Below are 22,106 nucleotides of genomic sequence, written 5' to 3' on the forward strand. Positions count from 1 at the left end.
CCGCTCAGCGCGACAGGCTTGCCTCCGCGGGGCGCGTCACGGGGTGCGAGGCCGGTGGGCGGGCGGGCGTCGCCATGGCGGAAAGCGCCTCCACCTGCGCCGGCGCGCCGGGCCGGGAGGCCGGGATCTGGGCCGCAGGGATTTGGGCGGCGGGCGCGAGCGATGCCGGCGCCTGCGTGGCCGGCCCGGGCGCGGGGGATGCCTGCGGCGGTGCGCCGGCCCCCGCCACGGCCTGCGCCGGGCGGATCTTCACCGTGGCCATGATGAACTTCACATATTCCTTCGCCAGCAGCTTCAGCGTGCCGGGATCGCTCCACCAGCGCTCGGGCTGGGTGCGGGTGGTGACCACGGGATAGGCCACCAGCTCCACCTCCGGCAAGGCGCGGCCCAGCTCCATCATGGCGCGCGGCATGTGCCAGGAGGAGGTGACCACCACCAGCGAGCGGAAGCGCCGGTCGCGTGCCCATTCCGCCGCCTCCAGCGCGTTGCCGCGGGTGTTCAGCGCCTTGTGGCCGAGATCGATGCAGCAGCCGAGCAGGTGCTCGCCGTCGGGCAGGGCGCGGCGCATCTCCTCGGTGGAGGTGGAGGGGTTCACGCCGGTGATGAGCAGGCGCCGCCCGCGTCCTTCCGCCAGCAGGCCCACCGCATCGACGATGCGCGAGGGGCCGCCGGTGAGGACGACGATGGCGTCCGCCGACTTCACGGCCACCGGCTCGCGGGCGGCGATCTGGGCGGTGAAGGCGATGAAGCCGGCCGCCGCCGCCACCCCGCCGAGGCCGGCGAGCAGCACCAGGCCCACCGCGATCCGCCGCAGCGTGCGGGACCGGCGCGGGCGCGCTCCCGCCTGCGTCCGGCCGGTGGCGGGACGCACGGTAGCGGGTTGCTGCGGTCGCGCCGCGGGTCTGCCGGCGTTGGACATGGTCATGGACTTAACCATGCCGGCGGAATGCGGCAGAGGCGAGGAAAGGAGCGGCCGCGCGCCGGCCCGCCCAGCTTCATTGGATCGTCCTCAACGTCCGGTAAACGGTCACCCGCGAGGTGAGCGCGGTGGCGAGCGCCACGATCCCCACCGCCAGCGCGATGCCGAGGAAGCCGGCGATGCCGGGATTGAGCCACGCCACCACCGTCGGCAGCTCCGGATCGCCGGCGAGGCCGAGCCGGGGCAGCGCCGCCAGCACGCCGAACACGGCCGCCGCCGCCACCCCGCCGATGACGCCGCCCTGGGCGCCGATCTTCAGGAAGTGGCGCTGGAACTGGGCGGCGATGAAGCCGTCGCGCGCGCCCACGAAGTGCAGCACCTCCACCACCTGCCGGTTGGTGGCCACCGCCGCCCGGGTGGCGAACACCACCGAGAGCACTGTGGCGAGGCCCACCAGCACCAGGAGCACGATGCCCACCAGCATCACCGCGTCGGTCACCGCCACCAGGCGGCGCGACCAGCCGCGATGGTCGTCGAGGGTGGCGGTGGGGATCTTGTCGGTGAGGGTGCGGCGCAGGCGGGCGAGCTCTACCTGGCCGGCGCCGTCGAGCCGCAGCACCACCACGCGCGGCACCGGCAGGTCGCCGAGGTCCAGCCCCGAGCCGAGCCACGGCTCCAGCAGGCGGGCGGTCTCCTCGGCGGTGAGGACGTGGGCGTCGGCGATGCCCGGGGAGCGGCGGGCAATGTCGGCGGCGGCCTGCACCTGGGCGTCGGTGGTGGCCTTGTCGCCGGCGCGGATCTGGATCGTCACCTCGCGCGTCACGTCGGAGCGCCATTGCCCGGCGGTGGCGCGCACCGCCACGGCAGTGCCGATGGTGAGGCCGGCGAGGAAGGTCATGATGGCCACCACCGCCACCAACGCCCGCCCGGCGATGGTGGCCGAGGGCACGATGGAGGTCTGCCCGCGCGCCTTGGCGGGCCGCGCCTCCTCGCCCGGCGCGGCGGCGGTCGCGGGCTTGCGGTCGGGGCGGGCGGCGTCAGTCGTAGACATAGAGGCGGCCGTCGGCGATCACGAGGCGGCGGGCGTCGTACTGGTCCATGAGCGCGATGTCATGGGTCGCGAGCAGGACCGACGTGCCGGACTTGTTGAGCTCGATGAACAGGCGCAGCAGGCGCCGGGCGAGGGTGGGGTCCACATTGCCCGTGGGCTCGTCGGCGAGCAGGAACTCGGGCCGGCCGATGAGGGCGCGGGCGATGGCGGCGCGCTGCTTCTCGCCGCCCGAGAGCACCGGCGGCAGAACGTGCATGCGCTCGCCCAGCCCCACCCAGCTCAGGATCTCGGTGACCTCCGCGCGATAGCTCGCTTCCTCCTTGCCGAGAACGCGCAGGGGCAAGGCGACGTTCTCGTAGGTGGTGAGGTGGTCGAGCAGGCGGAAGTCCTGGAACACGATGCCGATGCGCCGGCGCAGCACCGCCACCTCGTCGGGATCGAGCGAGGAGACGTCGCGGCCGAACAGGGTGATGAGCCCGCGCGTCGGCTTCAGCGAGAGGAACAGGAGGCGCATCAGCGTGGTCTTGCCCGCGCCCGAAGGGCCGGTGAGGAACTGGAACGAATTGGGCTCGATGCCGAAGGAGACATCCTTCAGCACCTCGGGCCCCATTCCGTATCTCAGGCCGACATTCTCGAACCGGACCAACGCCCCGCCCTTCCCTCGAATCGCGCGCGCACAGCTGCGCCCCAACATAGACCAAGCGCGGCCGGCCGCCACCGCCGGCCGGTCCCGCTCGCCGATCCGGCCCCGATCTGGACGCCCCGGGCGGGAAGGTCCATTCTCGGCGGCCCTGCGACAGAGGAATCATGAGCCCGCCCCATATTACCGTCCTCTACGACGAGAACCGCATCGCCGCCCGCAACCATGCGCTGGCGACCGAGATCGCCGCCGCGGCGCCGGAGCGCCTCCTGGCGGTGGCCGTGCTGAAGGGGTCCTTCATGTTCGCGGCGGACCTGCTGCGGGCCATGCACACCTCCGGGCTGGAGCCGGAGGTGGAGTTCGTCCACCTGTCGTCCTACCGGGAGGCGACCATCTCCTCCGGTCAGGTGGAGATCCTGAAGGACGTGGAGAGCGACGTGCGCGGCCGCGACGTGCTGCTCATCGACGACATCCTGGAATCCGGCCGCACCCTCGCCTTCGCCAAGGACCTGCTGATGGCGCGGGGCGCGCGGCGGGTGCTGGTGTGCGTGCTGCTGGAGAAGCCCGGCAAGCGGGCGGTGCACATCAATCCCGATTTCGTCGGCTTCACCTGCCCGGACGTGTTCGTGGTGGGCTACGGCATGGACGTCGCCCACGCCTTCCGGCAGCTCCCCTTCATCGGCCACATCCAGGGTCTGGACTGACGGCGCTTCCCCGCCGCGTCCGCGCCGGCCCTACCTGCCGTTCAGCCGCGCGGCGATCTTCTCGCCGATGGCGTAGGCGCGCTGCTCCAGCAGCACCGGCGTCTCGCAGACATAGGTGAGCGAGCGGGCGCGCTCGTCGAAGATGCGGCTGTCCCATTTCAGCTGCTCTTCGAGGCTCGCCGCCTCCGGCGTCGCGGCGCCTGACGCTTTCGCCGCGCTCACCTTGTCGCCCTCCTCGCGGATGCGGTCGGCGAGCTTCTGCTGGCCGCGCGCGTAGCGCTCGATGCCGCTGACGATGCGCGAGCGCTCGGTGTTGAGGATCTCGTACACCCCCGCCATCACCCGCAGCAGCCCGTCGCGCGCGCCGGCGCCGGCCTGCCTCGAATAGGCATCCAGCAGGCCGTCCACGTCCTCCAGAGGGGTGCGGCGGGAGGCGAGGCGCTGGGCGAGGGTGGCGGCGTCCTGGTCGTCGGTCCACTTGCCGGCGGCGGCCGGGTCCGGCCCGTTCCACACCTGCGCGAGATCGATGGACGGCGTGCGCCGCTGCACGCACGGCCAGTCGGGGTCCTGCGCCGGCTGGGCGGCGGCAGGCGAAACGAGAAGCGCGGCGAGAACCGCGAGGGCGAGGCGGGCAGGCGTCATGCGGCTTCTCCCGGAGGGCCGCCCCGCCGCCCCATCACGCCGCGCCCGGGATCATAGGCGGCGACGGCAAGGGCGAAGAAGACGACGGTGGTGCCGAGGACCACGCAGAAAGAGGTGGGCTCGAACGCGCCATAGAGCGCGTGGCGCACCAGCTCCACCGCATGGGTGAAGGGATTGAGGAGGCAGACGATGTAGAGCGTCTCGCTCGCGTCGCGGATCCGCCACAGGGGGTAGAGGGCGGAGGAGGCGAAGAACATGGGGAAGATGACGAAGTTCATCACGCTGGCGAAATTCTCCAGCTGGCGGATGAGCGAGGAGATGACCAGCCCGATGGACCCCAGCATCAGCCCCGTCAGAACGAAGGCGGGCAGCGCGGCGAGATAGCCGAGGGGCGGCATCTCCACCTCCCACAGCCGGGCGATGGCGAGGAAGACATAGACCTGCGCCAGCGACACCGCGACCCCGGCCACCAGCTTGGAGAACAGGAGGAACCAGCGCGGGAACGGGCTCGTCAGCAGCACCCGCATGGAGCCCACCTCCCGGTCGTAGACCATGGAGAGGGAGGACTGCATGCCGTTGAACAGCTGGATCATCACCGCAAGGCCGGGCGTCACATAGACCTCGTAGAGCACGTAGGTCTCGTAGGGCGGGATGATCGAGACGCCGAGCACGCTGCGGAATCCGGCGGCGAAGATGAACAGCCAGACCAGCGGCCGCACCAGCGCCGAGAGGAAGCGTTCCTTCTGCTGCACGAAGCGCGTGAGCTCGCGCGCCACGATGCCGGCGAGGCACACCAGATGCCCCGCCGCGCCCAGCGGACGGGGCACGGGCGCTGCCGGGCGGGGTGGGAGCTGGCGGAGCGGGGTGTCGGGGTGCGCCGGTGCTGTTCCGGGCCGCGGGGAACCGGCGTCCGGCGAAGCCGAGGGGACGGGATCGGAAGGCACGGGCTCCCGGGGCGGGGCGTCGCGACGTCCGGCGTCGGCGTGCGGCGAGTGGGTGCGCGGCGACGCCGGGCGGGCTGCACCGGCGGGCGCGGGCTGGGCCTGCGGGGCGCCTTGCCGCGCGACATCGCCTTGCTGCCCCGCGTCGCGGCGCGGCGCATCGGCTCCGGGGCCATCGCCGGGCGGATCGTCGGGCCGCGGCACGGGCGCGCTCATGCGGCGGCTCCCGGCGGGCCGGCGGTGAGCGCGCGGAAGGCCGCCTCCAGCGCGGCGGTGCCGGCCTCCGCCTCCCGCGCCGGCGGGGCGGGATGGGCGCTGGCGATGGCGCCGGCCGTGCCCGAGGCGATGATGCGGCCGCGATCGAGCACATAGACCTGATCGTCCGGGCGCACCTCGTCGAAGATGTGGGTGGCCCACAGCACCGCCAGCCCTTCCTCCGCCACCAGCCGGCGCACGATCTCGACGATGGCGGCGCGGGAGGCGAGGTCGAGGCCCACGGTTGCCTCGTCGAGCAGCAGGAGGCGCGGGGAATGCACCAGCGCGCGGGCGATTTCCACCCGCCGCGCCTGCCCGCCGGAGAGGGTGCGCACCTTGTCGTCCATGCGCTCTTCCAGCCCGACGGTGGCGAGCATGGCGGCGATGCGCGCCTTCGCCTCGCGCCCGGCGAGGCCGTGCAGGGCGGCGTGATAGGCGAGGTTCTGGCGCACGGTCAGGTCGAGGTCGAGGGTGCGGCTCTGGAACACCACGCCCAGCTCCGCGAGGCCGCCGCAGGGATCGGCGTCAAGGTCGCGGCCGAACAGGCGCACCCGGCCGGCACGGGTGGCGTAGAGCCGGGTCGCCAGCGAGAACAGGGTGGTCTTGCCGGCGCCGTTCGGCCCCAGCAGGGCAACGAAGCCGCCCTGCGGCACACTGAGCGACACACGGTCGAGCGCCCGCCGCGCCCCGAAGGCGTGGCTGACATCCTCGATCTGAAGGGCCGGCGCGGGGGCCGGCGGGTCGCGCACATCCATACGGTCGGTCTTCCGCCCCGCGCCGGAACGCGGGAATGTCCCTATTTCGGCGACACCACCACGCCCCACGGCGCGCCGCCCACCTTGATGGATTTGACCACCTTCTGCTCCGGCACGTCGATCACGGACACGTCGTTGGAATTGCCGTTGGTGGTGAACAGCAGCTTCTCGTCCGGCGTCAAAGCGAGCTGCCACACCCGCTGGCCCACCAGCAGATACTTCTGCACCTCGAACGTCTCCGCATTCACCACCGCCACGCGATTGGCGGGGCCGAGCGCCACGAAGGCGGTCTTGCCGTCCTGCGTCAGCCGCACGCCCACCGGCTGGATCGCCTCCTTGGAGACGCCGGGGATCTTGAAGGAGACCTTGGTGATGATCTTGCGCGTCTCCGGGTCGATCACCGACACCGTGCCGCCGACCTCCGCCGACACCCACAGCCGCTTGCCGTCCCGCGAGAATTCGGCGAAGCGCGGGCGCGCGTCCACCAGCACGTTGGCGACGATCTTGTGGGTCTTGGTGTCGATGAAGTGCGCCATGTTGGTGGTCTCGGAGGTGGCCACGAGGATGGCGCCGTCCGGGCTCACCGCCATGCCTTCCGGCTCGGTGCCCACCGGCACCTGGGCGATGATCTTGTTGGCCTCCACGTCGAGCACGGTGACCTGGTTGTCGTCCTCGTTGGCCACATAGAGCGGATTGCCCGAGGGATGCAGTGCGAACAGCTCCGGGTCCGGCCCGGACTTCAGCTTGCGCAGCACCTTGAGGGAGGCGGGGTCGATGACCTGCACGGAATGGTCATCGCTGGCGCACAGATAGATCACCTTGCCGTCGGGACTGGTGGTGATGCCGCGCGGGCGCCGGCCCACCTTGGCGGTCTGGGTCACCTCCAGCGTGGTGGAATCGATGACGCTGATGGAGTTGCCCCGCTCGTTGGAGACATAGACCGTGAAGGCCGCCGCTGCGTCCGCCGCGAGGAGGGCGGCCGCGCCGGCAAGCAGGGGGGCGAGCCTTCGGGTGAAGATCATGGGGCGTTTCCTCCGGGTCGGCGGCGCTTTGCGCGCGTTCGTTGGCGTTGGTCGGCGTGGTCGGGGCGGCTATTTCAGCCGGCAGCGGGTTTCCCCCTCGTCGGTGCCGAGGGTGTCGAGGGGGGTGCGGCGGTGCAGGAAGCCGTCTTCCGGCGCCACCGAGACGATCCCCAGCGGCTGGGCGATGAGCAGCGGCTGGCGCAGCTGCAGGTCCCACGCGCGCACGCTCACCGGCACGCCCTTGAAGGCGGCGAGGCTGAAGTCCGGCGAGGCGAGGAAGCGGGCGATGGCGGCGGCATCGGCGCCGTGGGTGCGGGTCGCCGCCTCGCCGATCATGCGCACCGCAACCCACGCCTGGTAGTCGGCCGGGCGCATGGGGCGGCTGGCGGCGCGCAGGAAGCGGCTCTGCAGCTGGGCCGAGCCCCAGGCATCCTGCGCCGGATGCCAGGTGCCGGCGGTGAGCCCCTGCGTGCCCGTCACCAGCCGCGGCTCGGCGGTGCGGAAGGGGATGTAATTGCCGAAGTCATTGGCCTCGTCCGCCACCACGATCACATCGGCCTCCACCCCGCGGCTGAACACCAGGGCGTCGGAGCGGGTGATGCTGTCGGAGCGGTCGCGGGCCAGCGGCCCGAAGGTCCAGGGCTTGTCGGCGACGATCTTCAGGCCGAACTTCTTGGCGGAGCGGCGCACCGCCTCGGCATAGAGCTGATCGGCCGGCTGCGGCCCCACCACCAGGAACAGCCGGGTCCAGCGCTTGGCGGCGAGGAACTGGGCCAGCGCGTCGGCCAGCATGGCGCGGCTCGGGGCAACGTGGAACAGGTTGAGCCGGCAGTCCTCGCCGCGCAGGGCATCGTCGGTGGCGCCCACGTTGAACACCACGCCGCCGGCTTTGCGTGCCGCGTCGGCCACCGCCAGCAGCTCGGGAGCGGGCAGGTTGGCGACGAGGAGGCGGGCGCCATTCTCCAGCAGCGCGCGGGCGGCCGCCACCGGGTCGTCGCCCTCGGCGAGGGTGGTGGTCTCCAGCGCGAAGCTCTGGCCGGTGAACTGGCCGGTGGTGTTGTTGTCCTTCACCGCGAGATCGGCGCCGGCCACCGCCTCGTCCTGGGGAACGGCGAGGAGGTCATAGAGGGGCGGGGGCGGCACCTCGCGGGTGAGAAGGCCCATCCGCACCTCCACCGCCGGGGCGGTGGGAGCGGCCTGCGCCTCGGCCGCGGGCGGGGCGGCCGGCTGCGCCATGGCGGGGGTGGCCGCGAGCGCCGCGAGCAGCATCGCCGGCAGGGCGGCGCAGGTCAGGAGGCGAGGGCGGACGGTCGGCATGGGCGGGCATTCCCGGCGCGTCGGATGGCAAGATCTAGACACCATCAGGCGGGCGAGGCAATCGAATAGATCTAAGAAAACAATAAGATGTTCGCGCCTTGCCACCTGGCGCGGAGCTGTGAGACGCTCCGTGCGCCAACAGGTTTTTGCTCATGCGGGACGCGTGCCTCGTATTGTCCTTGATGCTGATGACGGCGTGCGGAACCGTGGCCTTTGCGGCGCCGGTGCCGACGGCGGTGTTCGGCTTCGAGTTCTTCGACGACACGCTCGACACCCGCGAGAGCATGCGCGCCGAGCAGGCTGAGCGGCTGAAGCTGGTGAACGGCGAGCTCGTCGCCTTGCTGTCCGCCTCGGGCGAGATGGCGCCGGTGGACCTCGCGCCCCAGGCGGCGCGGATCGCCGACGACGGGCCGTTCTTCAAGTGCAACGGCTGCGAGGCGGACATCGCCCGCGCGGCCGGGGCGCGGCTGGAAGTGGTGGGCGTGGTGCGCAAGATTTCCAACCTCATCCTCTCCCTGTCGCTGCAGGTGCGCGAGGTGGAGGGGGAGCAGAAGGTGCTGCGCGCCGGACAGGTGGATATCCGCGGCAATACCGATGAAGCCTGGCTGCGCGGCGCCCGCTATCTGGTGAAGAACCGCATATTCGCGCCCGGCCAGCCGCCGCTCGCGCCGTAAGGTCGTCGCGCCCGCGAACCGGTCTGCGCCGCGCGCGAAAGCGCTCGCCCGCTCCGGTCCGCGGCGCCGCATCACACGGCCCGGAACAGGGCCGCACACGGAGGATGATGTTCATGAGGTTCCTTGTCGCCACGCTGGCGGCGGTGACGCTCGCGCTCGCGCCGCTCGCCGCCGATGCCCACGGCCCCACCCGCAAGAAGATCACCGAGGCGGTGGAGATCAACGCGCCGGCCGACAAGGTGTGGGCGGCCATGGGCGATTTCCAGGACATGGGCTGGCATCCGGCGGTGGCGTCCACCACCGGCCAGGGCGGCAACGCCATCGACGCCACCCGCAAGCTGACCCTGAAGGGCGGCGGCACCATCGACGAGGTGCTCTACAAGTTCGAGCCGGAGCAGAAGTCCTATTCCTACCGCATCACCGAGGTGGACGTGAAAGTCCTTCCCGTGACCAATTATTCCTCCACCCTCATCGTCATTCCCGTGGACGACACCCATACCCGCGTGGAGTGGCGCGGCGCCTTCTATCGCGGCTACCCCAACAATGATCCCCCGCCAGAGCTGAACGACGATGCCGCCATCGCCGCCGTCACCGGCGTCTACCGGGCGGGGCTCGACGGGCTGAAGGCGAGGCTGGAGAAAGGCTCCTGAGCGCGAAGGCCGATGCCGCCGCGCCCGGTGTCCGGGCGGGCGGACCGGGGCTGCCCCTGGCCGGCGGCGCCGTATCCCGGCGCGGCCTCGGCGCGCTGCTGCTCGCGAGTGCCTGGATGGCGGCGGCACCGACGCGCGCCGAGGAAGCCTTCATCACCAACCAGCCGGCCGACGAGGTGGCGGTGGTGGCGCTGGAGGGCGCGGGCGGGCGGCTGGTGGCGCGCATTCCCGTGCCCGGCGCCCCGGCCGGCATCGCCGTGACGGCGGACGGCCGGCGGGCCTTCGTCACCGCGCCGGACGGCAAGGCCCTGAGCGTGATCGACACCGCCGCGCGCCGCGTCACCGCGCGCATTCCCGTCGGCGGCGGACCCTTGGGTGTCGCCGTCGCGCCATCGGGATCGCCGGTCTATGTGGCCGACTGGTACGGCGCGCGCCTTCTGGTGGTGGACCCGGACGATCCCGCCCCGCCGCGCATCGCTCCGGCGGGGGCCTCGCCTTCGGGCGTCGCGGTGACGCCGGACGGCGCCTTCGTGCTCACCGCCGACCGCGACGACGACACCGTCTCCGTGATCGATGCCGCGCATCTGCAGCGGGTGGCGGTGATCGGCGTCGGCAAGCGGCCGTTCGGCATCACCCTTTCGGCCGACGGCACGCGCGCCTTCACCGCCAATGTGGGCTCGGACGACGTGAGCGTCATCGATGTCGCCGCCCGTCGCGTGGCCGGCACGGTGAAGGTGGGATCGCGGCCCTATGCGGTGGCGCTGGCGCAGGGTCTGGCATTCGTCACCAACCAGTATGCCGGCACGGTGAGCGTGTTCGATGCCGGAACGCTGGCGCCGCGCGCCACCATCCCCGTGGGCGAATATCCCGAGGGCATCGCCGCGGCGGGCGACGGCGGCCACGTCTATGTGGCGAACTGGTTCGACAACGCGCTCTCGGTCATCGACGTCGGGGCGCTGAAGGTGGTGGCGACACTGCCCGTGGGCGATGGCCCGCGCGCGTTCGGCGCCTTCATCCGCCGCGACCCGTGAGGCCCGGCCATGCGCATTGCCATCACGCCCCCGACCGCGCCCGGCGCGAAATGCAAGCGGCCGGCGGGGGTGCCGCCGGCCGGATGGCGCGGGCGCCGGATCTCAGCGCCCGAGGATGATGGCGGCCAACCGCTGGAGCAGCCCCTGCGGCTTGGGGGGCCGAGGGCCGCCGCTCCGTCCAGGGTGGTTTCCGCTCTCGATCACGCGCCGATCAGATTGTTTCGCAATCTGATCGGATCGCGCGGTCTCGTTTTTAAGTATGGAGGGCGATTCACCGAGCGAATTCTGCCAATCCGCTCGGATCGCGCTCTAGGCCGCGAAGGGATGCTTCACGATATCGCGCTGATCGGTCGCTTCCTTCGCGGTGGGCTTGCCGGCCACGGCGCGCTCGATGGAGAGCTTGGTGGCCTCGTAGTTGTACTGCTGGATCTTGGCGTCGTCCGCCGCTTCCCAGTGGATGAAGACGCCCACGCAGATGTAGAGGTCGTCGGCCTCGTCCATGGGAATGGTGCCTTCGGCCACGCAGTCCTGCACCGCCTTGGCGACGCCGTGCTGGGCGGGGCCGAACATCTGCACCGCCTGCCGCGCGTCCTTGATGGTCACCTTGTTGAACATCATGGTGTTGGGCTTGCAGGGCATGTTCGGCGCGATGACCGCGAGGAGCGACGTGAAGCCGTCCTTGTTGTTGGTGAGGCTGTTGCAGAACGCGGTCTCGGCCGCGCTGCCGCGCGGGCCGATGATGAGGTCGATGTGCGCGACCTCGTTGCCATCGCCCACCAGCGCCTCGCCCACGAGCACCTTGCTGATCTTAGCCACCTTCTGTCCTCCCTCGTAGATCGACCAGGGATGACCGCCCCGAAGACATTCCGGATAGCGGTCCTATGCCGCCTACCCTTGTTGTCAGCGCCCGGCAGTCGCCGAACCGGTTCACCAGATAGCGGGCGGAGCCTAGCGTGGCGCGCCGGCCACAGCAAGGCGGCGCACGGGTCTTTCCATCCCGCGTCGCAGCGCGGACCGCCGTGCGATGCAGCGATTCCGGAATGTTAGCCGGCGGTATCGCGGCGCTCCCGCGCCGGGCGGGGTCACGGAGGCTCGGGGAGGGTGGTAGCGGGTGGTTCCGGCGGGTCCGGAGGAGGCGGAGGCTCGGGGCCGGAAAGGTGCCCATGGCACCGGAATTGCTAGGAAAATCAGGCCGCGCAATGCAAGGCGTGACCGCAGCCGGACCCGTCCGGCGCGGTCGCGCACAGGCCGCAGGCGGCACGGCCGGGGAGTGGAACCAGGGGAGCGCACGCGAAGCGAACCGAGCGGAAAGTCGAGCCCATGTTCATCGTGCTTTATGCCTGCCTCATCAGCGCTCCGGCCACCTGCCGCGAGGAGCACATCAATTTCTCCATGGAGGCCGCCGCCCCGACGGCCTGCATGATGTCCTCCCAGGCCGCCATCGCCCAGTGGAGCGAGAGCCATCCCCAGTGGCAGGTGGGCCGCTGGAAGTGCGTGCCGGCGAACCGCCTGTCCCGGGATACCTGAGGCGGGGCGCCGGCCGCGCCTCCCCCTTGCGCCGGCCGGGCCGTGTTCCCATCCTCTTGCCGTGCGCGGCCGCGACCTGGCGTCATGCGGCGCCGGCGCCGGGAGGAGAGGGATGAACCATCTGAAGACCGCCATCCTGCTCGCGGGCATGACCGCGCTGTTCATGGCGGTGGGCTTCGCGCTTGGCGGGCGCGGCGGCATGATGATCGCGTTCGTGGTGGCGGCGGGCATGAACCTGTTCAGCTACTGGAACGCCGACAAGATGGTGCTCCGCATGTACGGGGCCCGCGAGGTGGACGAGACCACCGCTCCCGAGTTCGTGGGCATGGTGCGCGAGCTGGCGCGCCGGGCGGACCTGCCCATGCCGCGCGTGTTCATCATGGACAACCCGCAGCCCAACGCCTTCGCCACCGGCCGCAACCCGCAGAACGCCGCGGTCGCCGCCACCACCGGCCTCTTGCAGAGCCTGACGCCCGACGAGGTGGCCGGCGTGATGGCGCACGAGCTGGCGCACATCAAGCATTACGACACCCTCACCATGACCATTACCGCCACCATCGCCGGCGCCATCTCCATGCTGGCGAACTTCGGCCTGCTGTTCGGCGGCGGCAATCGCAACGGCAACAATCCGTTCGGCGCCATCGGCACCATCCTGATGGTCATCCTCGCGCCAATGGCGGCCATGCTGGTGCAGATGGCCATCTCCCGCTCGCGCGAATACGAGGCCGACCGGGGCGGTGCCGAGATCCTCGGCCGGCCCATGGCGCTGGCCGCGGCGCTGGCGAAGATCTCCGGCGCGGCCCATCACGTGCCCAATTATGAGGCTGAGGCCAACCCCGCCACCGCCCACATGTTCATCATCAATCCGCTCTCCGGGGCGCGGATGGACAATCTGTTCTCCACCCATCCCAATGTGGAGAACCGCATCGCCGCCCTGCGCGATCTCGCCGGCCGCATGGGTGGGTCCGGCGGCGGCCATGCGGCCCCGCCGTCTCCGCCCGCCGGCGCGCCGCCCGATGGTTCGGGCCATGGCGCGGGACCGACGGGCAATCCCTGGGGTGGCCCGGCGCCCGGCCGCCGCGCCGGCCCCTGGGGCTGATCGCGCCGCGCCCGGCGGCATCCACGGCCGCCGGCCCTTCCGGCTGAGAGGAAGAGGCGGGATCGCCCGCGCCTGACCGACCCCGGATCGAGGGGCGGCCCGAACGGCCGGCCCGTGGGGTTGCGGGCGGCACCCGCGCGCCGGGCCCGGCCGGCGATTTGAAGACGGCGCGCCGCGCCCGGCGGCATCCACGGCCGCCGGCCCTCCCGGCTGAGAGGAAGGGGCGGGATCGCCCGCGCCTGACCGACCTCGGATCGAGGGGCGGCCCGAACGGCCGGTCCCTTGGAGCCACAGACGGCACCCGTGCGCCGGGCAGGCCGGCGATTTGAAGACGGCGCGCCGCGCCGCCATCCCCGCATTTCCTGTCGATGCCGCCGCCGCCTGCCCTGACAGGGCGCGCCGCGCCCGTTAGCCTGCGGCCATGAAGAGCGCCCCCGCGAGCCAGACCGCCCCCGCTTCCGAACAGCCGGCCGCCGCCGGGGAGACACCCGCGGGCACGGCCGCCCCCGCCCCCGCGCCGGCCGCAGAGGCCCGCGTCACGCCCATGATGGCGCAGTATCTGGAGATCAAGGCCGCCAATCCGGACAGCCTTTTGTTCTACCGGATGGGCGATTTCTACGAGCTGTTCTTCGCCGATGCGGAGGCCGCCTCGCAGGCGCTGGGCATCGTGCTCACCAAGCGCGGCAAGCACCTGGGCGAGGACATCCCCATGTGCGGCGTGCCGCTGGAGCGCGCCGAGGAGTACCTGCACAAGCTCATCGCCCTCGGCTTCCGGGTGGCGGTGTGCGAGCAGCTGGAGGACCCCGCCGAGGCCAAGAAGCGCGGCGCGAAAAGCGTGGTGAAGCGCGACGTGACGCGCCTCGTCACCCCCGGTACCCTCACCGAGGACGCGCTCCTCGACGCGCGGCGGGAGAATGTGCTCGCCGCCCTCGCCCGGGTGCGCTCCGGCTCCGGCGGCGACGATTTCGCCTATGCCCTCGCCTTCACCGACATGTCCACCGGCACCTTCCGGGTGGCGGCGACCAGCCGCGCCGCGCTCTCCGGCGACCTCGCCCGCATCGAGCCGGCGGAGATCCTCGTCTCCGACGCGCTGCTGGACGACGCAGAGCTGCGCGCTTTGCTGCGCGACTTCCCGGCGGTGACCCCTTTGCCGCGTGCGGCCTTCGACGGCGCCGGGGCGGAGAAGCGGCTGGCGGATTTCTTCGGCGTCGCCGCGCTCGATGCCTTCGGCAGCTTCTCCCGCGTGGAGCTGGTGGCCGCCGCCGCCATCGCCGCCTATGTGGACCGCACCCAGCTTGGCGCCCGCCCGCTGCTCTCCCGCCCGGTGAAGGAGGCGGAGGGCGGCATCATGGCCATCGATGCCGGCACCCGCGCCAATCTGGAACTGGTGCGCACCACCTCCGGCGAGCGGCGCGGCTCCCTGCTCGCCGCCGTGGACCGCACCGTGACCGCCGCCGGCGCCCGCCTTGCCGCCCGCCGCATCGCCGAGCCGCTCACCGACCTTGCCGCCATCCGCGCCCGCCACGATGCGGTGGGCTGGCTGGTGGAGGAGGGGGCCCTGCGGCGCGATCTGCGCGCCCGCCTCGCCCGCGCGCCGGACATGGCCCGCGCCGTCACCCGCCTCGCCCTCCAGCGCGGCGGCCCGCGCGACCTTGCCGCCGTGCGCGACGGCCTCGAGGGCGCGCTCGCCATCGCCGCCCTGCTCGGCACCGGCGCGCCGGAGGAGATCGCCCGCGCGGCGGCGCGCCTGTCCCGCGTGCCGCAGGCCCTGGCGCTCGACCTTGCCTCCGCGCTCGCCGACGCCCTGCCGCATCACCGCCGCGACGGCGGCTTCGTGCGCGAGGGGTACGACGGCGAGCTCGATGCCACCCGCGCCCTGCGCGACGAGAGCCGGCGCGTGGTGGCGGCGCTGGAGCGGCGCTATGTGGAGGAGACGGGCGTGCGCGCCCTGAAGATCCGGCACAATGCGGTGCTCGGCTATTATGTGGAGGTCTCGGCCCAGAATGCCGAGAAGCTGCGGGAGTCGCCCCACGACGCCGTCTTCGTCCACCGCCAGACCATGGCCGGGGCCATGCGTTTCTCTTCCGTCGAGCTGGGCGAGCTGGAAAGCCGCATCGCCAGCGCCGGCGAGCGGGCGCTGGCATTGGAGCAGGCGGTGTTCGAGCGCCTCGCCGCAGCCGTCGTGGCCGCCACCGAGACCCTGCGCGCCGCCGCCGAGGCGCTGGCCGAGCTGGACGTTTCCGCCGGCTTCGCCGAGCTGGCGGCGGCGGAAAACCACGTGCGCCCGCACATCGAAGAGGGCATCGCCTTCGCGGTGTCAGGCGGCCGCCACCCGGTGGTGGAGCAGGCGCTGGCGAAGGAGGGCGGGCCGTTCGTGCCCAACGATTGCGATCTCTCCCCGCCGGAAGGCGCCAAAGCCGGGGCAGCGCAGGGCGGCCGCATCGTGCTCGTCACCGGCCCCAACATGGCGGGCAAGTCCACCTTCCTGCGGCAGAACGCGCTCATCTGCGTGCTGGCCCAGGCCGGCGCCTTCGTGCCGGCGCGCGCGGCGCGAATCGGCGTGGTGGACCGGCTGTTCTCCCGCGTCGGCGCGGCGGACGACCTCGCCCGCGGGCGTTCCACCTTCATGGTGGAGATGGTGGAGACCGCCGCCATCCTGAACCAGGCGACCCCGCGCTCCCTCGTGATCCTCGACGAGATCGGCCGCGGCACCGCCACCTTCGACGGCATGTCCATCGCCTGGGCCTCGCTGGAGCACCTGCACGAGGTGAACCGCTGCCGGGCGCTGTTCGCCACCCATTTCCATGAGCTCACCGCGCTGTCGCAGCGCTGCCCCCGCCTCTCCAACGCCACGGTGAAGGTCACCGAATGGCATGGCGACGTGATCTTCCTGCACGAGGTGGTGCCGGGCGCGGCCGATCGCTCCTACGGTATCCAGGTGGCCAAGCTCGCCGGCCTGCCGGAGGCGGTGATCGCGCGGGCGAAGTCGGTGCTGGCGGAGCTGGAGGCGGCCGAGCGCGCCTCTCCGGTGCAGCGGCTCATCGACGATCTGCCATTGTTCGCCGCCCGCCCGAAACCAGCGGCTGCTCCGGCCCCTGCCGATCCGAAGGCGGAGGCGGTGCTGGAGGCGCTCGATGGCCTCGACCCGGATGCGCTCAGCCCGCGCGCGGCGCTGGACGCCCTCTACCGCCTCAAGGGCCTGCGCCGGGACGGGTGAGCGCGGGGCGGAGCAGGAGGCGCCGGGCCGCGCCTTTCTCCGGCGGCCAGCGGAAGCCGGCGCCTGTGCTGCGGTGATGGGCGTGGAGACGGCCGAGCGCGCCGCGCCGCTGCCGAGGCTCCTCGACGACCGGACCGCCTTCGCCGTTCGCCCCAGGCTTGCGGCCGCGCCGCCGCCGATGATCTGAAGACGGTGCTGTAGCTCCGGTACAGCCTTGCCCCATTCACTCAGCCCGCGCGCGGCACTGGACGCCCTCTACCGCCTCAAGGGCCTGCGCCGGGACGGGTGAGCGCGGGGCGGAAGCAGGAGGCGCCGGGCCGCGCCTTTCTCCGGCGGCCAGCGGAAGCCGGCGCCTGTGCTGCGGTGATGGACGTGGAGACGGCCGATCATGCCGCGCCGCTGCCGAGGCTCCTCGACGACCGAGGCGCCTTCGCCGTTCGCCCCAGGCTTGCGGCCGCGCCGTCGCCGATGATCTGAAGACGGTGCTGGCGCCCCTCGACAGCCTTGCCCCATTCGCTCACCCCGCGCGCGGTGGCGCAGGTGGCGCAGGTGGCGCCGCGTCGGAGGCGCCGGCGCGGCCGAGTCCCGCGTGATCCGGCGGGCCGTGCCACTCCGCCGCGTGCGGCCGGGGAGCGCCCGGGCAAAGGCGCCGGCATGGCCGCAGGCGTCTCGGGGTGATTCGGCGAATGGCTCCACTCCGCTGCGCCGCGGTGGAGACGGCGGTGGAGGCCGGGTTCCCGGTGCTTTCGTCGGCCGGGGCGATCGGGGCCGGCACGTAGTCGCAATCAGCAGCGCCGCATCCGTCCCCATCGGCGACAGAGAGGGCCCGGCTTCACGCGGTCGGGTTGGTCCGCTTCGGCGCGCAGGCGCCCATCGGGGCCGAGAGGGGGCTTGGCGCTGCGCAGGCGGGCCGGCGCGTATCGGGGGATTCGGGTGTCGGCCGGAAGTACCGGGTGCGCCGGTTCGGTCCGCGTGTCGGCGGAGCGCGCGGCGCCGTGGGGGCGCCGCGACGAACCCGTTCGCATGCAACCCGTGCGCATGCAGGGCCACCGCGCGGGTGAAAAGGCGGCAATGGCGAAAGCTGCCGGGACACCGCCCGCGGCAGGCGAGCGCTTCAGCTCCGCTGGCGGCACCCGGATGGCTGGCGCATCCGGGCGACCAAGACGCAAGGCCGCTGCGTCAGCCGCCGTTCTGGGTGGCGGGCTGGGCCGGCGGGCGCTGGAGCAGCTCGCCCCAGGCGGAGAAGGCGTCGTTGAACGCCTGCTCGCCGGCCGGTCCCTTCTCGAACGCCAGCAGCGCCTTCTTGCTGTTGGTGTAGGCGATGAGCACGTCCATCCAGGGATAGGCCTGCAGCAGCGTCACATTGCGCTGGCGGTCGGCGGTCTTCTCGGAGAGGCCCACCAGGAACAGGGTGGGGTTCACCCGCACCGCGAGGCCGGCGAGCGGGGTGCCGAGGGCCTGCTGGTTGGGCTTCATGCGCACGCCTTCCACATTGGCGATGCCGCCGAACGGGAAGTCGTCCGGCAGCTTGAAGCCGAGCTCGATGGTGTGGGAGGCGGGCAGGGTCTGGTCGGTGTTGCGCCGGAGCACGAAGCTCATGGCGATCTTGCGCTCGGGGATCACCACGTCGCCGCGCAGGCCGATGTCGGGCGGCAGGCCGGGGCCGGCGTTCACCGTCTCGGTCTTCCAGGTCACCGTGCCCTCGAAGGTCTGGGGCTGGGCGCCGCCGGGCGTCTCCTCCATCAGCACCGCGCGGGCGGTGTTGCTGCCGGTGGCGCGCGGCGCCTGGCTGGGCGCGCGGCGGGCGGCATCGCCCGAATTGGCGCTGATACGGTCGGCGCTCTTGGGCTGTTCGGCCGAGCCGGAGACCGCGGGCGCGGCCGGGCGCTGGTCGCCGCTGCCGCCGAGGATGAGGTCCCGGTTCACCACCGCGAAGGCGATGCCGCCCAGCACCAGCAGCGCGGCGACCGTCCACAGCACGAACTTCTTCACCGAGGGGCGGGTCGTTTCCCCGCGCGCCGGCAGGCGGGGGCCACCGGAGCCGCGGCTGCGCACCTCGCCCCGGCGGGGCGGGCGGGCCTCGCCGTCGGCGTCCTCGTCGGCATCGCGCGGGCGGGGCGGCAGGCGGCGCTCGGAGCGGGCGGGCGGCTCGGCGGCGTCCGCCTCGGCGGGCTCGGGCGCGCGGGCGGGCTCGGCTTCGGCAGCGGGACGCGGCGGCGTGAACGGACGGGCCGGCGGCTCGAAGGCGGGCGGCCTGGGCGGAACCGGGGCCGGGGCCGCCACCTCCTCCACCGCGTCGTCGTCCTCGTCCGGCTCCGGCGCGGCGTTGTCCTGCTGGGCGTATTCCGCCTCGACCCGGCGGATCGCCTCCTCGAGGCTCATGCGCTCGCGGGTGATCTCGCCCTCGGGCAAGGGCGGGTCCACGCCGCGCAGCTGGCGCATCAGGGCGGTGCGGGCGCGGTCATAGACGGCGCGCCGGCCCTCCCCGGTCTTCTGGGGCAGGCTGGAGATCGCGCGGACCAAGAGCGGGTAGTAGTCAGCCATCTGAGACGTGCGCTTCGCCTTGGGCCCCGGGGGACCCCGTTAAGCCTGGAACGGATTGTGGACGAGAATCGTGTCGTCCCGCTCGGGGCTGGTGGACAGCACCGCGACCGGGCAGCCGATCAGCTCCTCCACGCGCCGCACATACTTCACCGCCTCCGCCGGCAGGTCTGCCCAGGAACGGGCGCCCGCGGTGGAGTCCTGCCAGCCTTCCATGGTCTCGTAGATGGGCTCGGCGCGCGCCTGGGCCCCGCTCTCGGCCGGCAGGTAGTCGATGTCCTTCCCGTCCACCCGATAGCCGACGCACACCTTCAGTTCGGTAAATCCGTCGAGCACGTCGAGCTTGGTGAGGGCGATGCCGGTGATGCCGCTGGTGCGGACCGTCTGGCGCACCAGAACCGCATCGAACCAGCCGCAGCGGCGCGGCCGGCCGGTGACGACGCCGAACTCGCGGCCCTTCTCGCCCAGCGTCTTGCCGACTTCGTCGGTCAGCTCGGTGGGGAAGGGGCCGCCGCCGACGCGGGTGGTGTAGGCCTTGGTGATGCCGAGCACGTAGTCGAGCGCGCCGGGGCCCATGCCCGAGCCGGCCGAGGCCGCACCGGCCACCGTGTTGGAGGAGGTGACGAACGGATAGGTGCCGTGGTCGATGTCGAGCAGCGCGCCCTGCGCGCCCTCGAACAGGATCCTCTTGCCGTCCTTGCGGGCCTTGTCGAGCAGCTCCCACACCCGGTCCATGAAGGGCAGGACCTTGGGGGCGAGGGCCATCAGCTCGTTGACCAGCGCCGCGCCGTCCACCTCCTCCACGCCGAGGCCGCGGCGGATGAGGTTGTGGTGGGCCAGCAGGCGCTCGACCTTGGCGGGAAGGGTGGCGGGATCGGTGAGGTCGACCAGGCGGATCACCCGGCGGCCCACCTTGTCCTCATAGGCCGGGCCGATGCCGCGCTTGGTGGTGCCGATGCGCGCGCTCTCGGTGGAGGCGTTCTCGCGCAGGGCGTCCAGCTCGCGGTGGAGCGGCAGGATGAGGGGGGTGTTCTCGGCGATGCGCAGCCGGTCCGGGCCGATCACGACGCCCTGCGAGGCAAGGCGGGCGAGCTCGTCCACCAGCGCCTGCGGGTCGAGCACGACGCCGTTGCCGATCACCGACAGCTTGCCCGGCCGCACCACGCCCGAGGGAAGCAGCGAGAGCTTGTAGGTGACGCCGCCGACCACCAGCGTATGGCCCGCATTGTGGCCGCCCTGGAAGCGGACCACCACGTCCGCCTGCTCGGACAGCCAATCGACGATCTTGCCCTTGCCTTCGTCGCCCCACTGGGAGCCGACCACGACCACATTGGCCACCTTCAGGTGCCTCCTCAACCGGCGCCGGATCCCGGGAAACCGGGGCACGCCGGCGCGCACAAAGGAAAGCCCCGGCTTGGGTCCGGGGCGTTACCCAAGCGTCTTACGGGATCAAGGCTTGGGAGGCAAGGCAAAGGCGTTGGCGCGCGGGGCCGGTTCATGCTCTACGTGACGCAATGAGACCACCCAATCGCGATCACAGAGCCCCCTCCTCCCGCCCGCCGCGCCAGTCCGGACCGGGCGGCGGCGCACGCCCGCAGGCCGGCAAGGCCCCGGCCGCCGGCGCCCCCGGCCTTGCCGCCCGCGCCCTCGCGGTGGAGGGGCTGGAGGCGGTGCTGCGCCATGGCGCCGCGCTGGAGGATGCGCTGGAGAGCGCGCCCGCGTCCCTCGACCCGCGCGACCGGGCGCTGTCCTACCGCATCGTCGCCACCGCCCTGCGCCGGCTCGGCACGCTGCGGGCGGTGATGGGCAAGCTGATGGAGCGCGGCATGCCCAAGTCCGCGCCGCGGCTGGAATCCGTGCTGCTGGCCGGGGCGACGCAGATCCTGTTCATGGACGTGCCGAACCATGCGGCGGTGGGCCTCAGCGTCGATCTCGCCCGCACCGATCGCTCCACCGCCGGCTTCGCCGGGCTGGTGAACGCGGTGCTGCGCCGCCTGACGCGGGAGGGCGAGGCGCTGCTCGCCGGCATCGATCCCGATTTCGCCGACGCGCCGGACTGGATGCGCGACCGCTGGGTGAAGGCCTATGGCGCCGAGACCGCCCGCGCCATCGCCGCCATGCACAAGGTGGAGCCGCCGCTCGACATCACCGTGAAGGCCGACGCGGAAGGCTGGGCCGGCAAGCTCTCGGGCGAGGTGCTGCCCACCGGCACCGTGCGCGTGCTGCAGGCGGGCCCGGTGCGGGCTCTGCCGGGCTTCGCCGAGGGCGACTGGTGGGTGCAGGACGCCGCCGCCGCGCTTCCCGCCCGCCTGCTGGGCGACGTGACCGGCCGCGCGGTGGCCGACCTGTGCGCCGCTCCCGGCGGCAAGACCGCGCAGCTGGTGGCGGCGGGAGCGCAGGTGACGGCGGTGGACCGCTCCGCCCCGCGCCTCGCCCGGCTGAAGGAGAACCTGGCGCGGCTCAACCTCGCCGCGCGGGTGGTGGAGGCGGATGTCGCCGAGTTTGCCGGCGGTCCGTTCGACGCCATCCTGCTGGACGCCCCCTGCTCGGCCACCGGCACGCTCCGGCGCCATCCGGACATCGCGGTCTCCAAGCGCCCGGCCGACATCGTGACGCTGGCGGCGCTGCAGTCCCGCCTGCTCGATCACGCGGCGGACCTGCTGAAGCCGGGCGGGCTCATGGTCTACTCCACCTGCTCGCTGGAGCCGGAAGAGGGCGAGATGCAGGTGGAGCGGCTGCTGGCCGCCCGCAGCGACTTCGAACGGGTGCCGCTCGCGCCCGGAGAGGTGGAAGGTTTCGATCCGTTCATAACTCCTCAAGGGGATGTGCGCACTCTACCCAGTCACTGGATGCGGGGGGAGGCGGAGCGGTCGGGTCTCGACGGCTTCTTCGCCGCCCGGCTGCGGCGCAGGAGCTGACCTGCCGTTGCCGCACCCTCGTCCCCGTGTGGCAACGAGAGCCCGCGCCGATCGGATCGCGCCGCGACCGGATCGGATACCGCGGCCTCTCACCTTGAGTGAGAGGGCGATTTACCCATCAGATGGGTTCCATCTGGTCGGATCGCGCTCCAGCGCAGTGAAGACGGACGCATGCGGATTTGGAATGGACCGGCGGGGGCCCT

General features: G+C 72.4%; 20 protein-coding genes. 9 read left to right on the forward strand and 11 right to left on the reverse strand.

The window, feature by feature from the left end; genetic code table 11:
* Positions 1-4 precede the first annotated feature (4 nt).
* The 3 genes from V5F49_RS11635 to ftsE all read right to left on the reverse strand — a co-directional run bounded on the left by V5F49_RS11635 (position 5) and on the right by ftsE (position 2,616).
* The gene (locus tag V5F49_RS11635) at positions 5-925 is read right to left on the reverse strand and encodes a YdcF family protein (RefSeq protein WP_394115648.1); all 921 of its coding nucleotides are present in this window, start codon (positions 923-925) and stop codon (positions 5-7) included.
* A 70-nt stretch (positions 926-995) separates the two neighbouring features.
* Entirely contained in the window at positions 996-1,970 is a 975-nt protein-coding gene (locus V5F49_RS11640; RefSeq protein ID WP_394115647.1) for a cell division protein FtsX, read from the reverse strand.
* Positions 1,957-2,616, reverse strand: a complete 660-nt coding sequence (gene ftsE / locus V5F49_RS11645; RefSeq protein ID WP_394115646.1) for a cell division ATP-binding protein FtsE — start codon at positions 2,614-2,616, stop codon at positions 1,957-1,959. The genes V5F49_RS11640 and ftsE overlap by 14 nt, the downstream gene beginning before the upstream one ends.
* A 161-nt stretch (positions 2,617-2,777) precedes the next feature.
* On the opposite strand from ftsE, the gene hpt reads away from it, so the two are divergent.
* Complete coding sequence (gene hpt, locus V5F49_RS11650; RefSeq protein WP_394115645.1) at positions 2,778-3,314, forward strand: hypoxanthine phosphoribosyltransferase; 537 nt, start codon at positions 2,778-2,780, stop codon at positions 3,312-3,314.
* A gap of 30 nt (positions 3,315-3,344) precedes the next feature.
* Here the strand turns inward: hpt and V5F49_RS11655 are convergent, their stop codons facing one another.
* The 5 genes from V5F49_RS11655 to pedA1 all read right to left on the reverse strand — a co-directional run bounded on the left by V5F49_RS11655 (position 3,345) and on the right by pedA1 (position 8,246).
* Positions 3,345-3,956 carry a hypothetical protein gene (locus tag V5F49_RS11655; protein ID WP_394115644.1) on the reverse strand — a complete coding sequence of 204 codons (612 nt, stop codon included), beginning with the start codon at positions 3,954-3,956 and terminating at the stop codon, positions 3,345-3,347.
* A complete protein-coding gene (gene pedC, locus V5F49_RS11660; protein WP_394115643.1) occupies positions 3,953-4,783 on the reverse strand; it encodes a lanthanide ABC transporter permease protein PedC in 831 nt (276 codons plus the stop codon). The genes V5F49_RS11655 and pedC overlap by 4 nt, the downstream gene beginning before the upstream one ends.
* A 326-nt stretch (positions 4,784-5,109) precedes the next feature.
* Positions 5,110-5,907, reverse strand: coding sequence for a lanthanide ABC transporter ATP-binding protein PedB/LutE (gene pedB / locus V5F49_RS11665; protein ID WP_394115642.1), 798 nt, complete (start codon positions 5,905-5,907; stop codon positions 5,110-5,112).
* Between the two features lie 41 nt (positions 5,908-5,948).
* Positions 5,949-6,929 carry a YVTN family beta-propeller repeat protein gene (locus tag V5F49_RS11670; protein WP_394115641.1) on the reverse strand — a complete coding sequence of 327 codons (981 nt, stop codon included), beginning with the start codon at positions 6,927-6,929 and terminating at the stop codon, positions 5,949-5,951.
* A 69-nt stretch (positions 6,930-6,998) separates the two neighbouring features.
* Entirely contained in the window at positions 6,999-8,246 is a 1,248-nt protein-coding gene (pedA1, locus tag V5F49_RS11675; protein ID WP_394115640.1) for a lanthanide ABC transporter ABC transporter substrate-binding protein PedA1, read from the reverse strand.
* 206 nt (positions 8,247-8,452) lie between these two features.
* On the opposite strand from pedA1, the gene V5F49_RS11680 reads away from it, so the two are divergent.
* The 3 genes from V5F49_RS11680 to V5F49_RS11690 all read left to right on the forward strand — a co-directional run bounded on the left by V5F49_RS11680 (position 8,453) and on the right by V5F49_RS11690 (position 10,601).
* On the forward strand, positions 8,453-8,920 hold the full coding sequence (locus V5F49_RS11680) for a DUF3280 domain-containing protein (protein ID WP_394115639.1): 468 nt from the start codon (positions 8,453-8,455) through the stop codon (positions 8,918-8,920).
* 113 nt (positions 8,921-9,033) lie between these two features.
* Positions 9,034-9,570: an SRPBCC family protein gene (locus V5F49_RS11685; RefSeq protein ID WP_394115638.1), complete on the forward strand. Its 537-nt coding sequence runs from the start codon at positions 9,034-9,036 to the stop codon at positions 9,568-9,570.
* Between the two features lie 116 nt (positions 9,571-9,686).
* Positions 9,687-10,601, forward strand: a complete 915-nt coding sequence (locus V5F49_RS11690; protein WP_394115637.1) for a beta-propeller fold lactonase family protein — start codon at positions 9,687-9,689, stop codon at positions 10,599-10,601.
* 309 nt (positions 10,602-10,910) lie between these two features.
* Here the strand turns inward: V5F49_RS11690 and fae are convergent, their stop codons facing one another.
* Complete coding sequence (gene fae / locus V5F49_RS11695) at positions 10,911-11,417, reverse strand: formaldehyde-activating enzyme (RefSeq protein WP_394115636.1); 507 nt, start codon at positions 11,415-11,417, stop codon at positions 10,911-10,913.
* A gap of 504 nt (positions 11,418-11,921) precedes the next feature.
* Between fae and V5F49_RS11700 the strand changes: the two genes are divergently transcribed.
* The 4 genes from V5F49_RS11700 to V5F49_RS11715 all read left to right on the forward strand — a co-directional run bounded on the left by V5F49_RS11700 (position 11,922) and on the right by V5F49_RS11715 (position 16,733).
* Positions 11,922-12,128 carry a hypothetical protein gene (locus V5F49_RS11700; RefSeq protein ID WP_394115635.1) on the forward strand — a complete coding sequence of 69 codons (207 nt, stop codon included), beginning with the start codon at positions 11,922-11,924 and terminating at the stop codon, positions 12,126-12,128.
* Between the two features lie 112 nt (positions 12,129-12,240).
* Complete coding sequence (gene htpX / locus V5F49_RS11705) at positions 12,241-13,227, forward strand: zinc metalloprotease HtpX (protein WP_394115634.1); 987 nt, start codon at positions 12,241-12,243, stop codon at positions 13,225-13,227.
* A 544-nt stretch (positions 13,228-13,771) separates the two neighbouring features.
* Positions 13,772-16,444: a DNA mismatch repair protein MutS gene (gene mutS / locus V5F49_RS11710; RefSeq protein ID WP_394115877.1), complete on the forward strand. Its 2,673-nt coding sequence runs from the start codon at positions 13,772-13,774 to the stop codon at positions 16,442-16,444.
* 214 nt (positions 16,445-16,658) lie between these two features.
* Complete coding sequence (locus tag V5F49_RS11715) at positions 16,659-16,733, forward strand: hypothetical protein (protein WP_509210784.1); 75 nt, start codon at positions 16,659-16,661, stop codon at positions 16,731-16,733.
* An 890-nt stretch (positions 16,734-17,623) separates the two neighbouring features.
* Here the strand turns inward: V5F49_RS11715 and V5F49_RS11720 are convergent.
* Positions 17,624-18,988 (reverse strand): hypothetical protein, encoded by a 1,365-nt coding sequence (locus tag V5F49_RS11720; protein ID WP_394115633.1) that lies wholly within the window; start codon positions 18,986-18,988, stop codon positions 17,624-17,626.
* 39 nt (positions 18,989-19,027) lie between these two features.
* Positions 19,028-20,323 carry an adenylosuccinate synthase gene (locus V5F49_RS11725; protein WP_394115632.1) on the reverse strand — a complete coding sequence of 432 codons (1,296 nt, stop codon included), beginning with the start codon at positions 20,321-20,323 and terminating at the stop codon, positions 19,028-19,030.
* 176 nt (positions 20,324-20,499) lie between these two features.
* On the opposite strand from V5F49_RS11725, the gene rsmB reads away from it, so the two are divergent.
* Positions 20,500-21,903, forward strand: a complete 1,404-nt coding sequence (gene rsmB, locus V5F49_RS11730; RefSeq protein WP_394115631.1) for a 16S rRNA (cytosine(967)-C(5))-methyltransferase RsmB — start codon at positions 20,500-20,502, stop codon at positions 21,901-21,903.
* The last annotated feature ends 203 nt before the right edge of the window (positions 21,904-22,106 follow it).

Origin of the sequence: Xanthobacter lutulentifluminis, assembly GCF_043194675.2 — a bacterium.
Taxonomy (GTDB): domain Bacteria; phylum Pseudomonadota; class Alphaproteobacteria; order Rhizobiales; family Xanthobacteraceae; genus Xanthobacter.